The sequence below is a fragment of the Peribacillus sp. AS_2 genome, assembly GCF_026891895.1.
In the GTDB taxonomy this organism is placed as follows: Bacteria; Bacillota; Bacilli; order Bacillales; family DSM-1321; genus Peribacillus; species Peribacillus frigoritolerans.
This window is the reverse complement of sequence record NZ_JAPTGA010000004.1, coordinates 39028-54388: the sequence shown is the minus strand read 5'-3', so window position 1 is coordinate 54388 and position 15361 is coordinate 39028. Positions and strand designations below refer to the sequence as shown.

Below are 15361 nucleotides of genomic sequence, written 5' to 3'. Positions count from 1 at the left end.
TATTTGGTATAATCAGTAGCGAACGTTTGTTTCGTGAAGGGAAATCAAGTAGTGATGTTGAATAGGAAAGTTAGAATAGTTTCATGAAGAATCAGGTGATATTATGGCAAAGAAGAAACGCAGAAAAAAGAATAGTACAGAGAAGTTAAAATTAACGCTTAAATATGAATTGATTGGCCTCACCATAATAGGATTGGCCATCATTGCCATTGCCAAGCTTGGAGCAGTGGGAAACGGGACGGTCTTTTTAATCCGCTTCTTCATGGGGGAATGGTATATCCTCTTTTTGTTGGGAGCAATTGCAGCTGGTTTCTATTTGATGATAAAGAGAGAGGTCCCGTACCTGTTGAAACGGCAATTGGTCGGGATGTACTTCCTTGTTGCGAGCATGCTCCTGCTAAGTCATGTTACCCTGTTTAACATGCTTGCAGATGGGGGACCATTTACGAAGCCCAGCGTCATTTCGAATACATGGGAACTATTCTGGATGGAAGTGACCGGCAAGGCCAGCTCAAAGGACCTTGGGGGCGGTATGATTGGAGCGATATTATTTGCAGCTTCATACTTTTTATTCGACGAAGCTGGATCGAAAATCGTTTCATTCCTCTTTATCATTGTAGGTGCCGTCCTATTGACCGGGAAAACGTTAGGTGAAACCCTCGGGAAGTTTTTCAGGAGTCTTGGAGGCTTTTTCATAAAGCAATGGTCCGCATTCAGAGATGATGTGAAAACGTGGAATGAAGACAAAAAAGAAAAGAAAAAGAATCCCGTGAAAAAGAAGAAACGGCAAAACGAACCGGTGGAAGAAACGGATCAGCCCCCTCTAGAAGAGGAAACACAGGAAATGGCGACGGAACGGATCATTTCCAGCTTTGCTGATAAAGCCTATAATGACGAAAACGAAGTAATTCCCGCTGTTCCGGAAACTGCAGCTGAAAATGCAGGGGACCAGGATGATGCCGTTCCGCCTATGAATTTTACGGAAGTGGAGAATAAAGAATATCTTTTACCGCCTCTTTCTTTGTTATTGCAGCCTAAAAAAACCGACCAAAGCGGAGAGTACCAATTGATTCATGAAAATGCGGCAAAACTTGAGCGCACCTTTCATAGCTTTGGAGTGAAAGCGAGGGTCACTCAAGTTCATTTAGGCCCTGCCGTAACCAAATACGAAGTACATCCGGATGTAGGGGTGAAGGTAAGTAAAATTGTCAGCCTATCCGATGACTTGGCCCTTGCACTTGCCGCAAAGGATATTAGGATCGAAGCGCCGATTCCCGGAAAATCGGCAATCGGAATAGAAGTGCCTAACTCCGAAGTGGCGATGGTGTCATTAAGGGAAGTTTTGGAGGCCAAAGAAGTTGACAAGCCTGACGCAAAACTGCAAATAGGCTTAGGGCGGAATATTTCCGGTGAAGCGGTTAAGGCGGAGCTCAATAAAATGCCGCATTTATTAGTGGCTGGTGCAACTGGCAGCGGGAAATCCGTTTGTATCAATGGGATTATTACGAGTATTCTGATGCGGGCAAAACCGCATGAAGTGAAAATGATGATGATCGATCCAAAAATGGTCGAGTTGAATGTCTATAATGGAATTCCCCACTTACTCGCACCTGTAGTGACCAATCCGAAGAAAGCTGCACAGGCTCTGCAAAAAGTGGTCAGTGAAATGGAAAGGCGCTATGAGCTCTTTTCTCATTCCGGTACGCGAAATATTGAAGGCTACAATGATTACATTAACCGGTATAACATTGAAGAAGACGCCAAACAACCGCTCTTGCCTTATATCGTAGTCATTGTCGATGAGCTGGCAGATTTGATGATGGTCGCTTCTAACGATGTAGAGGATGCCATCACAAGGCTTGCACAAATGGCACGTGCTGCTGGCATCCACTTGATAATTGCCACTCAGCGGCCATCCGTAGATGTAATTACAGGGGTCATTAAAGCGAACATCCCGTCTAGGATTGCCTTTAGTGTCTCATCAATGACCGATTCGAGAACGATCCTCGACATGGGCGGGGCCGAAAAACTGTTAGGCCGGGGTGACATGCTCTTCCTGCCTTCAGGAGCTTCAAAACCGGTCCGCGTCCAAGGGGCCTTTTTATCCGACAATGAAGTCGAGGAAGTTGTCACATATGTCATTTCACAGCAAAAAGCACAATACAACGAAGAAATGATACCCGATGAAATTGCAGAAACCTCAAATGGTGAAGTCGAAGATGATTTATATGGGGATGCGGTATCCTTGATCGTAGAAATGCAGACTGCATCCGTTTCCATGCTGCAGCGCCGTTTCCGGATTGGCTATACCCGGGCAGCCAGATTGATTGATGAAATGGAGGCTAGGGGAATTGTCGGTCCATATGAAGGCAGTAAACCACGAAATGTATTGGTTACAAAAGATGAACAAGATGAAGCGCATTCATCATAGGTAAAGAAAAAACCGGGCAGCTGCCCGGTTTTTTAAATATTCATCGCCTCGTCTAAATGTTGAAGGCAGAAGTCGGTAATCATCGCTTCTTCATCTTCTTCTAAATCGAATTCGAGTGCGCCTTCGTTCCCTTTTTCAAAAATATCATATTTAATCAATTTGCCTTTTTGTTCTTCTACAGCAAAAAGCACCCGGATATATAAACCATTTTCTGAAAAGAGCTCATCCTCTTCAGGCACTTCAATATCCAAGAACAACTCGTAACGTTCCCCGGACAAAATACCAAATGGATCATTCAATTTTTCGATTGTGTATTCTGTAATCTTTAACATCTTGTGTACATCCCTTCAAAGAAGATAAATCCTATTATACAGGAAAAAAGCATCTTGAACATAGCTGCATGCATCTTGCATTTTTTTTAAAGTTTATCTGATTTAGGAGAATAATCGTACAAATTCCGCGGCCACATCTAGATTGAAAGACACAGGGAAGGGTAATTTCTCCTAAATTCTTTTAAAGTAAATAGTAAAACACTATTTATTTATATTAAAAAAAATGTTATATTATTTTCGATTAGTAGGAATGATTCAACATCAGAGGTCTGATGTCTTAAGAAATTAGCTGGGGGAAACTGTATGTCAATAAAATCAGATAGTCGACATTTATATTTGCAGGTCATTGATTACCTGAAGCAGGATATTGAAGCTGGAGTCTATCAGGAAAATGAAAAATTCCCTTCAGAATTCGATCTTGCGAAAAAATTGGGAGTTAGTAGGGCGACACTTCGAGAAGCGCTGCGAATTTTGGAAGAAGAAAACATTATCATTCGCCGCCATGGAGTTGGGACTTTCGTCAATCCGAAACCTCGGTTCACTTCAGGTATCGAGCAATTAAAAAGTGTCACGAACATGATTGAAGAGGCAGGGATGAAGCCGGGTACGATTTTCTTAAGCTCGACGGCCCAAGAACCTACGGAAGAGGATATACGCAGGTTTTCTTGTTCAACAGACGAACGCATCGTCAGCATCGAACGAGTAAGGACAGCGAATGGGGAGCCGGTTGTCTACTGTATTGACAAAATTCCTGAATCTATTCTTTCAGAAAATTTTGACCGTAATGATGAGTCTCTTTTTGATATTTTGGAAAGGGATGCGCATCGGAAAATTACGCATGCCGTAGCGGAGATTGAGCCCATTGGATATCATGAGAAAGTTTCTCCTATCCTTAAATGCTCGCCAGAAGCCGCGCTACTCGTTTTAAAGCAGATGCATCTGGATGATTGGGACCAGCCTATCCTGTATTCTGTTAACTACTTTAAAGCCAATATGTTCAGCTTTCATGTTCTTCGTAAACGTGTGTAGGCCTGACTCTGCAAACGGATGAATGCAAGCGATTGTTTCGATTCCAAAAAAAGTCGATCAAAACGTATGCAAAAAAAATTAACGAGAAGTGAAAACGCAAACATGAATGACTTTTCAGAACATTCCTGCTCAAAAAACTATGTAAATTAGGGGGATAAAAATTGAAAAAGCGCAAATTAGGACTAGCTCTTTCACTTGTTCTTGCAGCCGGTACGCTACTGGGAGCATGTGGTAATTCAGAGAATGATGATAAAGAATCTTCAAATGGGAAAAACAAAGATAACTTCACTGTTGCGATGGTAACTGATACTGGCGGCGTGGATGACGAGTCGTTCAACCAATCCGCTTGGAAGGGCATTCAGGAATTCGGTAAGGATAATGGTCTGGAAAAAGGTAAAGATGGCTACAACTACCTGCAATCTAAATCTGATGCCGATTACGCTAAGAACCTGAATACGCTTGTACGTGAAGATTACCAACTAATCTATGGTATCGGTTTTCTTTTAGCGGAAGCTGTTGGTGAAGTGGCTGACCAACGTCCGGATTCACACTTTGCCATCGTGGATACAGTTGTAGACAAAAAGAATGTAGCCAGCATTAATTTTAAAGAGCAGCAAGGTTCTTTCCTAGTAGGTGTAATTGCCGGAATGCAAACGAAAACAAACAAAGTCGGTTTTATCGGCGGAGTTGAATCTGAGTTAATCAAGAAATTCGAAGTTGGCTTTAAGGCTGGGGTTTTATCTGTAAATCCGGATGCAAAAGTTGAAGTTAAATATGCCGGGGATTTCAATAAAGCTGACATCGGTAAATCAACTGCAGGCTCCATGTATTCTTCAGGTATCGATATCATTTATCATGCTGCTGGCGGAACTGGAAAAGGTGTATTCACTGAAGCAGTAGAGCAAAAGCAAAAAGATCCTAAGAGAGAAATCTATGTTATCGGTGTAGATAGCGACCAAGCTAAATTGGGAGCAGTTCCTGGAACAGACGACAACATCACTCTGACTTCCATGCTAAAACGAGTTGACGTGGCAGTTAAAGACCTTTCCGAGAAAGCGAAAGAAGGAAACTTCCCAGGCGGAAAAGTAATTGAGTACGGTATCGAAGAAAATGGTGTAGGCATTTCCGAAACAAAAGATAACGTAACAGAAGAATCTTTAAAAGCGGTCGAAGAATGGACAGAAAAAATTAAATCAGGTGAATTCGTCGTTCCGGGTACGGATGAAGAATTCGAAAAACTTGATTTATAAGCTGTAATGCCAGAAAGAATAGGGAGGCAGAATTGCCCTCTATTCTTTCTTTTCCCAATCACGCTTTGAAACTGAAAAAATATCGAATGAAAAACTATGAAAGAATCGTAGTTTTTCATTTGGTTTTTTTAAAAAATCAATAAGCTAGTAAAAGCAATTAAATGATTTAAGAATATTTACACTCATTTTAGGAGTTGATAATACGTGGAATATGTAATTGAGATGCTTAATATCCGTAAGGAATTCCCCGGCATCGTCGCAAATGATAACGTTACACTTCAGGTTAAAAAAGGGGAGATTCACGCATTATTAGGTGAAAATGGCGCGGGTAAATCCACTTTGATGAATGTTTTATTCGGCTTATACCAGCCTGAGCAGGGAGAAATCCGTGTGAATGGCAAGCCAGTCAAGATTACCAGTCCCAACATTGCCAATGATTTAGGAATTGGGATGGTCCATCAGCATTTTATGCTCGTTGACCCTTTTACAGTAACGGAAAATATCATTTTAGGAAAAGAACCATCCAAAGCGGGTAAGATCGATTTAAAAGAAGCGAGCGAGGAAGTTAGGAAACTATCAGAACAATATCAGCTTCGTGTTGACCCCTATGCGAAAATTGCCGATATTTCAATAGGGATGCAGCAGCGTGTCGAGATTCTTAAGACGCTTTACCGTGGTGCGGAAATATTGATTTTTGATGAACCGACCGCTGTATTGACTCCTCAAGAAATCAAGGAATTGATTTATATTATGAAAGCCCTTATCAAAGAGGGTAAATCTATCATTTTAATCACACACAAACTTAAGGAAATCATGGAGGTTTGTGACCGGGTAACGGTTATCCGCAAAGGGCAAGGAATTGGTACAGTGAACGTCAACGAAACGAATCCTAACGAATTGGCGAGCTTGATGGTCGGTAGGGAAGTTCTATTCAAGACGGAAAAAACGGCCGCTACTCCTTCGGATGTAGTTCTCGAGGTTCAGGAACTGGAAGTCAAGGATTCCCGGGGCGTTTCAGCTGTTCGGAACTTGGATTTAACAGTCCGTGCAGGAGAAATTGTCGGTATTGCCGGTGTAGATGGAAACGGTCAATCCGAACTGATTGAGGCATTGGCTGGCCTAAGGAAGACAACAGCTGGTTCGATCATGCTAAATGGAAAAGAAATCAGGAATCTGAAGCCGCGTAAAATCACTGAAGCAGGTGTCGGCCATATTCCAGAAGACAGGCATAAGCATGGATTGGTTCTCGATTACAGCATTGGGGAAAATATTGTCTTGCAAACCTACTATCAAAGGCCTTTTTCAAAAGCCGGTATCTTGAACTCAAAGAAAATATTTGAAAAAGCCCGTTCATTGATCAAAAGCTATGATGTTCGGACTCCGAGTGAATATACCCCGGCAAGGGCTCTTTCTGGCGGGAATCAGCAAAAAGCGATCATCGGCCGGGAAGTTGATAGGAACCCGGATTTATTGATTGCCGCACAGCCAACACGCGGGCTTGATGTAGGAGCGATCGAGTTTATCCATAAACGGCTCATTGAACAGCGTGATGCAGGAAAAGCAGTACTTCTCATTTCATTTGAATTGGAAGAAATCATGAATGTGAGCGATAGGATTGCGGTTATATACGAAGGGGAAATCGTCGCAATTGTCAATCCGAAAGAAACGACTGAACAGGAGCTTGGCCTTCTCATGGCCGGCAGTAAACGGACGGAAGCAGGTGGAAAACAAAATGTCTAAGTATTTATCTAAATTAACGAGTCCGTTAATAGCAGTTATCCTCGGCTTAGTCGTTGGGGCCATAATCATGTTGGTAAGCGGCTATGACCCAGTTGCCGGCTATGGCTCCATGGTAAATGGAATTATTGGGGATTCTTATTATGTAGGGGAATCCGTCAGGACAATCATCCCTTATATCCTTGCCGGTTTGGCAGTGGCTTTTGCTTTTCGCACGGGCCTTTTCAATATCGGTGTAGAAGGGCAATTAATTGTAGGCTGGCTGGCGGCAGTATGGGTCGGTATCGCTTTTGATCTTCCAAGGATCATCCATTTGCCATTGGCCATATTAGCTGGTGCAGCTGCTGGGGCATTATGGGCTTTTATCCCTGGTTATTTAAAAGCTAAGTTCCGTGTACATGAAGTAATCGTTTCCATCATGTTGAATTATACAGCTTTATATGTGACGAATTATTTAATTAGGAATGTAATGACTGACAAGCTGGATAAAACAGAAAGAATTGCTGATACAGCATCACTGCGGTCTCCTTTTTTTGAAAGCATTACGGATTTTTCCCGGATGCATTGGGGAATAGTGGTAGCGATTATTTGCGTAATCATCATGTGGTTCCTGCTTGAAAGGACCAAAACCGGCTTTGAACTGAAAGCGGTAGGTTTCAATCAGCACGCGTCCGAGTATGCAGGGATGAGTGTCAATAAGAACATTATACTTTCCATGGTTATTTCAGGTGCTTTTGCAGGACTTGCGGGTGCGATGGAAGGCCTTGGAACTTTCGGTTATGCCGCGGTCAAAGGCGGGTTCACAGGTATGGGCTTTGATGGGATTGCAGTAGCCTTATTAGGGGCGAATACGGCTATTGGTGTTGTGCTTGCAGCCTTATTATTTGGGGGACTGAAAGCCGGGGCCTTAAATATGCCGCTAGAAACCGGAATACCTAGTGAAATTGTGGATATTGTCATAGCATTGATCATTTTCTTCGTAGCATCCAGTTATTTTATTCGTTGGATTGCCGCTCGATTTAAGAAAGGGGTGAAATAAGTGGATTTTTTCCAAGTATTACAAATTATTATTCCATCTATGATAGCTCTAGCTGCTCCACTTATTTTTACTTCACTCGGAGGAGTGTTTTCTGAACGGGCTGGTGTCATAAACATCGGTTTAGAAGGTTTGATGGTCATTGGTGCCTTTACAGGGATTGTTTTTAACTTAATGTTTGCTGATGTATTTGGAGAATGGACTCCTTGGCTCGCAGTCTTAGCGGCAATGATTGCCGGCTTGCTGTTTTCCATTCTGCACGCTGTGGCATGCATTACGTTCAGGGCGGACCAAACGGTTAGTGGGGTTGCCATCAACTTGTTGGCAGTAGGTCTGACCATGTTTTTGGTGAAGCTGATTTTTGACAAAGGTCAAACTGATAGAATCACAGAAACATTCCCAAGGATTGATGTTCCATTATTAAGTGATATTCCATTTATTGGGCCCATCTTTTTCGCAAATGGTTATTACATCGTATATATAGCGATTCTCATATCTTTTGTCGTTTGGTATGTTCTTTATAAAACACCATTCGGGTTAAGGATTCGTGCAGTGGGAGAACATCCCATGGCTGCTGATACGATGGGTGTCAATGTTACGAAAATCCGATATGCCGCCGTTTTATTATCAGGTGCTTTTGGAGGTATCGGCGGAGCGATTTATGCTACCATCTTTTCAAATGAATTCAATCATGCGACAATTAATGGTCAAGGTTTCATGGCCATTGCCGCCATGATTTTTGGTAAGTGGCACCCGATCGGGGCAATGGGAGCAGCTTTATTCTTTGGTTTGGCTCAAAGTTTAAGTATCGTTGGCTCGAGCCTTCCCTTCTTTAAGGATATTCCATCAGTTTACCTCTTGATCGCTCCATATGTTCTGACGATCATTGCGCTGACTGGTTTCATTGGACGTGCTGATGCTCCAAAAGCATCCGGACAGCCATACATCAAAGGGAAAAGATAAGTGTCTAACCGGTCAGCAAACTGTGCTGGCCGGTTTTTTCTTTAGAGATTGAGCCATAAATGATGGTGAGCTGGTGAAAAAACAAAAAAAGTAGCTGTAACTTGCATGATTTTTCCTTTCACATGTATATTTTAAGTAGATGTTTAAAAGGGTTCCAAACTACAAACAATAAGCTAATAAAGGTGATTTATATAATGAGGAGGATTATTCATGTCTATTGCTTCCGATACAATTACGGAAAAAAGCGGCTACAAGCTTCATGTGGTCCGGACGGATAAATATAAAACGAATACTCTCGTGCTGAAGATGAAGGCCGCTTTGACAAAAGAGGACGTTACATATCGTGCACTGCTGCCATATGTGTTACAAAGCAATACAAGTAAATATCCTACAACACCCGAGCTTCGATCTTATCTTGATGATTTATATGGAGCAGGGTTTTATGTCGATGTAGCTAAAAAAGGAGAATATCAAATCATAAGTTTTACGATTGATATCGTCAATGAAAAATTCCTTAGTGATTCAACCCCGCTTCTCGAAAAGGCTTTTGGGTTGTTATCAGAGGTGATCTTCAATCCGAAGAAAAACGGCGAAGCCTTTGACTCTAAAACGGTTTCCAATGAAATCCGTTCCTTAAAACAGCGGATTCAATCCATTTCCGATGACAAAATGCGATATTCAGCTACACGACTAGTAGAGGAAATGTGCAAAAACGAACCATATGCTTTAGAAGCGAGCGGTAATCTTCAAGACTTGGAAACGATAACTCCAGAGTCCCTATTCGCCTACTATAAAAAAATGCTGTCGGAAGATGAAATCGATTTATATGTAATCGGCGACATCGATGGATCGGAAGTGGAGGCACTTGCTGACAAGTATGTGTCGTTGCAAGAACGTGAGCCTGTTAGACTGCCGAGGGATACGGGCAAGGCAGTGGAGAAGGAAAAAGAAATCATCGAGAATTCGGATGTGAAACAAGGGAAATTGAATATCGGTTATCGAACCCAAGTTGCATACGGTGATCCGGATTATTATGCTCTTCAGCTTTTCAATGGGATTTTTGGTGGCTTTTCACATTCAAAACTTTTCATTAATGTCAGGGAGAAAGCCAGCCTTGCTTATTATGCCGCTTCAAGGCTTGAAAGTCATAAAGGACTATTGATGGTCATGGCCGGCATTGAAAATGCCAACTACAAGCAGGCATTGGATATCATTCATGCACAAATGAAGGAAATGAAGCAAGGTAACTTTTCCGATGAAGAACTTGCACAGACAAAGGCGGTCGTTAAGAACCAGCTCCTTGAAACCATTGACGTTTCGAGAGGGCTTGTGGAAATTTTATATCATAATGTGATTTCCGGGCAGGATATATCACTCGACGAGTGGTTTACAAAAACAGAGCGGACGACAAAGGAAGAAATCATTGCAGTTGGTCAAAAGATCCAGCTTGATACGATTTATTTCCTAACGGAAGCGGAGGTGCAAGGGTAATGGAAAAAATAGCATTCACTCAATTGAAAGAAGAGCTTTTCCATGAAAAAATGGATAATGGTCTCGAAGTATATATTCTTCCGAAAAGCGGGTTCAATAAATCATTTGCGACTTTCACGACGAATTATGGTTCAATCGACAACCATTTCAAACCATTGAATGAAACGGAATTCTCTAAAGTACCAGATGGGATTGCCCATTTTCTTGAACATAAGCTATTTGAAAAGGAAGATGGTGATGTTTTTCAGCAATTTTCAAAGCAGGGAGCATCTGCAAATGCCTTTACCTCTTTCACCCGTACAGCTTATTTATTTTCCAGCACGTCTGATTTCGAGAGGAATCTTACTACCTTAATTGACTTTGTCCAGGATCCTTACTTTTCGGAAAAGACGGTAGAAAAGGAAAAAGGAATCATTGGGCAGGAAATCAACATGTATGATGATAATTCAGACTGGCGGTTATATTTTGGGACGATTGCCAATATGTATCATCAGCATCCAGTGAAAATCGATATTGCCGGTACTGTGGAATCGATTGCAGGTATTACGAAAGATATGCTTTATGAATGTTATAATACGTTTTACCATCCTAGCAACATGCTCCTATTTGTTGTAGGACCGGTAGATGTCGAAAGTACCATGAAACTGATTCGGGATAACCAAAATGATAAAGGGTACAACGAACAACCAGCAGTGGAACGTAAATTTGACGAAGAGCCGGAAATCGTTGCCAAGGATAAGGAAGTCTTAAGGATGAATGTCCAGACACCAAAAGTGATGCTGGGCATCAAGGCCATCAATGTAAACCAATCCGGTTTACAGCTTTTGAAAAGGGAATTGGCGACCAATATTTATTTGGAAATGCTGTTTGGCAAAAGTTCGCCTTTGCATGAGGAGCTGTATGAGGAAGGGTTGATCGATCAAAGCTTCTCATATGATTACACACAGGAACAAGGTTTTGGGTTTGCGTTAATTGGCGGGGACAGTGCCAAACCTGATGAGTTGATGGAGTCTTTATTCGGTATCCTGCAAAAATCAAAAGCCGGAACCGGCCTGAATGAAGAAAGCTTGCAAAGGACTATCAAGAAAAAAATCGGTTCTTTCCTTCGTTCCTTGAATTCGCCGGAATATATAGCGAATCAATTCACCAGATATGCATTCAATGATATGAACTTGTTCGATGTTGTATCGGTATTGGAAAAACTAACTATCGAAGATATCAGGGAGGTCGCCAAGGACTTAATATCCGATGAACGGATGACAGTCTGTCAGGTACTTCCGAAATAATATAAAGGGGGCGTGAAAGTGGGGAAACGTTTTGCCCTTATTACAGGAGCCAGTGGAGGAATCGGCAGGGAAATCGCTATAAAGCTCGCCGAGGAGAATTACTCACTTTATTTACATTATAACAGCAATGAAGAAGCGATACTTGCCCTGATTGAAGAACTGAAGCCTCATCAAGTCGAACTTATTCCGATACAAGCGGATTTGGCTGCACCGGACGGCTATAAGAAATTGGCGGAAAATATTTTTGCCCTTCATGCAATCGTCCTTAATAGTGGCAATAGCTATTATGGGCTTATATCTGATATGGATGAGACTATCGTTACTGAAATGGTTCAGCTGCATGTAACGAGCCCTTTCCAATTAACAAAGGAACTGCTTCCAAAGCTTATGTACCAAGAACAGGCTGCCATCGTTGCCGTCACATCAATTTGGGGGCAGACAGGTGCATCTTGTGAAGTATTATATTCAATGGTCAAAGGCAGTCAAAATGCTTTTATCAAGGCGCTTAGCAAAGAAGTATCGCTTAATGGAATCCGGGTGAATGCCGTTGCCCCCGGTGCGATTTCCACTTCCATGCTCGAATCCTTCAGTGCAGAAGATCTGGAAATCATCAAAGGCGATATCCCGATGGGCAGGATGGGGCATTCCAAAGAGGTCGCGGAGGCCGTATACTATTTGCTTTCCGACAAGTCGTCCTATATAACAGGGCAGATTTTAGGCGTAAATGGCGGATGGTACACATGATTTTTTTAAAGACATGTATAATTCCCTCAATTTCTTCACAAAATATCTTTGTACTATTTTGAAGGAAAGGGTGACCATTCATGTCTGTACTGGACAATTGGGATCAATGGAAAAACTTCTTAGGCGACAGATTACATCAAGGTGAACAACAAGGCTTGTCAGAAGGCGCTGTTAACAACTTGGCTTACGAAATCGGTGATTACCTAGCTAATCAGGTTGAGCCCCAGAATGAGCAAGAGAAAGTGCTTGCTGATCTTTGGTCAGTGGCAAGCGAACAAGAAAAACATGCCATGGCAAGTGTCATGGTCAAGTTAGTCGAGAACAATGGAACGAAGTAAAATATCAATCCAAAAGGCCCTGTTATTAATTAACAGGGCCTTTTGGATTCGAGGGGGATGACTATTTGTCCACTTATATAAAAATGAATACTTTTATAGGGTTTTTCCTTTTAACTTATCACGAAATGCTATATTATAGAAGCTAGACAATTAATATTAAAGTGTTCAGACCTTGAAATTTACGATGGATAAGTTTTTTGCCCATGATTAGGGTAAAAGCTTTTAGGCTTAAGGAGTGTTATCGTGGATAATAAAGAATGGTATTTTGAATATGAAATTCAAGTCAACCGCCCTGGTTTATTAGGGGATATTTCATCCCTTCTGGGTATGCTTTCCATTAATATCATCACCATTAACGGGGTCGATGAAGGCAGGCGTGGGTTACTTTTGTTGGCCAAAGACAGCCGTAATATAGAAAGATTCGAGTCAATTCTCCGTACGATGGATACGATAAAGGTCATTAAGCTTAGGGAACCTAAATTACGTGATCGCCTCGCAGTCAGGCATGGACGCTATATTCAGCGCGATGCCGATGAGAAAAACACTTTTAGGTTTGTTCGTGATGAACTAGGCTTGCTTGTCGATTTCCTGGCCGAGCTATTTAAACAGGAAGGTCATAAATTAATCGGGATCCGAGGGATGCCCCGTGTCGGAAAAACTGAATCTATCGTGGCATCGAGTGTTTGTGCTAATAAAAGATGGTTGTTTGTATCCTCGACCCTTTTAAAGCAGACTATCCGCAGCCAGCTTATTGAGGATGAATATAATAATGATAATTTGTTCATTTTAGATGGAATTGTTTCCACTCGCCGTGCAAATGAGCGTCATTGGCAGTTGATTCGTGAAATAATGAGGCTTGATGCTGTCAAAGTAATCGAACATCCGGATGTTTTTGTCCAAAATACGGAGTATACCCTCGAAGACTTTGATTATATTATTGAATTGCGAAACAATCCTGAAGAAGAAATAACATATGAAGTTGTCGACCAAAAAGACCAGTTTTCAGGGTCCGATTTTGGTTCCTTTGACTTTTAAAATGGCAGGTGTTTTATTTGACTGAGTTGGGTAATCGATTAAAGGAAGCTAGGGAAGCCAAAGGTCTTAGCCTAGAAGGTTTGCAGGAATTAACGAAGATCCAAAAGCGTTACCTCATTGGCATTGAAGAGGGAAATTACAGTATGATGCCAGGAAAGTTCTATGTACGGGCATTCATAAAGCAATATTGTGAAGCGGTCGGACTGGATTCAGAAGAGATTTTCGAACAATATAAGAGTGAAATACCATCGGTCTATAGTGAGGAATTGCCAGAACAGCTTTCACGGGTCCAATCCCGGAAAACCATTCCGGCAGGAGATTCAAAGGTAGTGGAATTGTTACCGAAGATCTCGGCTGCGGTTTTAGTCATTGGTGCGGCCGTATTGATTTGGGTTCTGGTATTGAACTATATGAGTAATCCGGATAACGAGGACAAAAAGGACGCGAAACAAAGCGATGCCGTGGGTTACAATAAAAGTGAAGAGTTTAACAAAGAAGAAGAGAATGCAGACCAAAAACAGAATGAAGAAAAATCAGATTCATCTGAAAAGAAGAATGAAGATGATACAGCAGTCAAAGATGAAGAGAAAGAGCAAAATCTTGCCGTCACAAGTTCCAGCGGTAAAAATAGTACGTATGAATTAAAAAATACCGATACTTTTAAATTAAAGGTGACCTCCAAAGGCTCACCATGGGTCGGCATAAAAAATGGTGAAGGTAAATTACTTTTCCAAGGCACTATCGAAAAGGACAAAAGCCAGGAAATTGATTTCACCAATGAAAAAGAAGCTGTCATCAATATAGGCAGGGCATATGAAACAGAGATTTATGTGAATGATGAGAAGCTGGAGTATTCCATTTCACCGACTGAAGTGAATACGCAATTGGTTACGATACAATTTACGAAAGCCGAATAGTCATCTTATAGATGACTATTTTTGCTCTATTTAATGGTAAGGCGGCGGGAAATGGTCCACTCGGCATATAAGATTGGATTTTGAGTTAAATTATACATATAAGCATTATTTTAGATCTAAGACGCAGGCCCGAATGGCAGGCGTAAATTTTGGAGGTAAAAGTTTTGAATCTGCCTAATAAGATTACAGTAGCAAGAATCTGTTTAATACCAGTATTTTTAATCATCATGCTCGTTCCTTTTTCATGGGGGACTCTGACTTGGGGAGAATACAGTTTGCCAGTGGCACACCTGGCTGGAGCCATCCTCTTTATAATTGCTTCCACTACGGATTGGATCGATGGCCATTTTGCCAGAAAATATAATATGATTACTGATTTAGGGAAATTTTTAGATCCATTGGCAGATAAACTTCTTGTTTCGGCTGCCTTAATCGTTTTGGTTGATCTGGATTTAATGTATGGTCAATCTTGGATTGCCATCGTGATCATAAGTCGCGAATTTGCAGTCACTGGATTGCGTTTGGTGTTAGCGGGTACAGGGGAAGTGGTTGCAGCGAACCAGCTAGGTAAAATTAAAACATGGGCACAAATTGTTTCTATTTCGGCTTTATTGCTGCATAACCTTCCATTTGCCCTCATTTCACTTCCATTTGCCAATATCGCATTATGGATTGCATTAATCTTTACAATCTGGTCAGGTTTGGATTATTTTATAAAAAACAAAGAAGTATTTGTTAATTCAAAGTAAAAACGAATGGTGGTTTTGAAAAG

The 15361-nt window shown here is 41.5% G+C and carries 14 protein-coding genes; 13 read left to right on the top strand and 1 reads right to left on the bottom strand.

Annotated features, from left to right (window positions below):
- The first annotated feature begins 103 nt into the window (after positions 1 to 103).
- Positions 104 to 2431 (top strand): DNA translocase FtsK, encoded by a 2328-nt coding sequence (locus OTG27_RS08135; RefSeq protein WP_268936691.1) that lies wholly within the window; start codon positions 104 to 106, stop codon positions 2429 to 2431.
- A 32-nt stretch (positions 2432 to 2463) separates the two neighbouring features.
- Here OTG27_RS08135 and OTG27_RS08130 read toward each other — a convergent pair whose 3' ends face one another.
- Complete coding sequence (locus OTG27_RS08130) at positions 2464 to 2763, bottom strand: DUF6509 family protein (RefSeq protein ID WP_057278391.1); 300 nt, start codon at positions 2761 to 2763, stop codon at positions 2464 to 2466.
- Between the two features lie 303 nt (positions 2764 to 3066).
- On the opposite strand from OTG27_RS08130, the gene OTG27_RS08125 reads away from it, so the two are divergent.
- The 12 genes from OTG27_RS08125 (at position 3067) to pgsA (ending at position 15338) form a co-directional block, all read left to right on the top strand.
- The gene (locus OTG27_RS08125) at positions 3067 to 3792 is read left to right on the top strand and encodes a GntR family transcriptional regulator (RefSeq protein ID WP_034313556.1); all 726 of its coding nucleotides are present in this window, start codon (positions 3067 to 3069) and stop codon (positions 3790 to 3792) included.
- 161 nt (positions 3793 to 3953) lie between these two features.
- Complete coding sequence (locus OTG27_RS08120) at positions 3954 to 5042, top strand: BMP family lipoprotein (RefSeq protein WP_048684735.1); 1089 nt, start codon at positions 3954 to 3956, stop codon at positions 5040 to 5042.
- 204 nt (positions 5043 to 5246) lie between these two features.
- Entirely contained in the window at positions 5247 to 6782 is a 1536-nt protein-coding gene (locus OTG27_RS08115; RefSeq protein ID WP_268936690.1) for an ABC transporter ATP-binding protein, read from the top strand.
- Positions 6775 to 7818 (top strand): ABC transporter permease, encoded by a 1044-nt coding sequence (locus OTG27_RS08110; RefSeq protein ID WP_034313547.1) that lies wholly within the window; start codon positions 6775 to 6777, stop codon positions 7816 to 7818. Before OTG27_RS08115 ends, OTG27_RS08110 begins: the two co-directional genes overlap by 8 nt.
- Positions 7819 to 7857: 39 nt before the next feature.
- Complete coding sequence (locus OTG27_RS08105; protein WP_048684941.1) at positions 7858 to 8778, top strand: ABC transporter permease; 921 nt, start codon at positions 7858 to 7860, stop codon at positions 8776 to 8778.
- Positions 8779 to 8988: 210 nt separating this feature from the next.
- A complete protein-coding gene (gene yfmF, locus OTG27_RS08100; protein ID WP_057278388.1) occupies positions 8989 to 10269 on the top strand; it encodes an EF-P 5-aminopentanol modification-associated protein YfmF in 1281 nt (426 codons plus the stop codon).
- Positions 10269 to 11555 (top strand): EF-P 5-aminopentanol modification-associated protein YfmH, encoded by a 1287-nt coding sequence (yfmH, locus tag OTG27_RS08095; protein WP_057278387.1) that lies wholly within the window; start codon positions 10269 to 10271, stop codon positions 11553 to 11555. Before yfmF ends, yfmH begins: the two co-directional genes overlap by 1 nt.
- Before the next feature lie 18 nt (positions 11556 to 11573).
- Positions 11574 to 12299: an elongation factor P 5-aminopentanone reductase gene (gene ymfI / locus OTG27_RS08090; protein ID WP_048684725.1), complete on the top strand. Its 726-nt coding sequence runs from the start codon at positions 11574 to 11576 to the stop codon at positions 12297 to 12299.
- Positions 12300 to 12379: 80 nt separating this feature from the next.
- Complete coding sequence (locus OTG27_RS08085) at positions 12380 to 12637, top strand: DUF3243 domain-containing protein (protein ID WP_268936689.1); 258 nt, start codon at positions 12380 to 12382, stop codon at positions 12635 to 12637.
- 243 nt (positions 12638 to 12880) lie between these two features.
- Positions 12881 to 13672, top strand: coding sequence for a DUF3388 domain-containing protein (locus OTG27_RS08080; RefSeq protein ID WP_034313530.1), 792 nt, complete (start codon positions 12881 to 12883; stop codon positions 13670 to 13672).
- 17 nt (positions 13673 to 13689) lie between these two features.
- A complete protein-coding gene (locus OTG27_RS08075; protein WP_268936688.1) occupies positions 13690 to 14589 on the top strand; it encodes a RodZ domain-containing protein in 900 nt (299 codons plus the stop codon).
- A 164-nt stretch (positions 14590 to 14753) separates the two neighbouring features.
- A complete protein-coding gene (gene pgsA / locus OTG27_RS08070; RefSeq protein ID WP_034313524.1) occupies positions 14754 to 15338 on the top strand; it encodes a CDP-diacylglycerol--glycerol-3-phosphate 3-phosphatidyltransferase in 585 nt (194 codons plus the stop codon).
- Positions 15339 to 15361 lie beyond the last annotated feature (23 nt).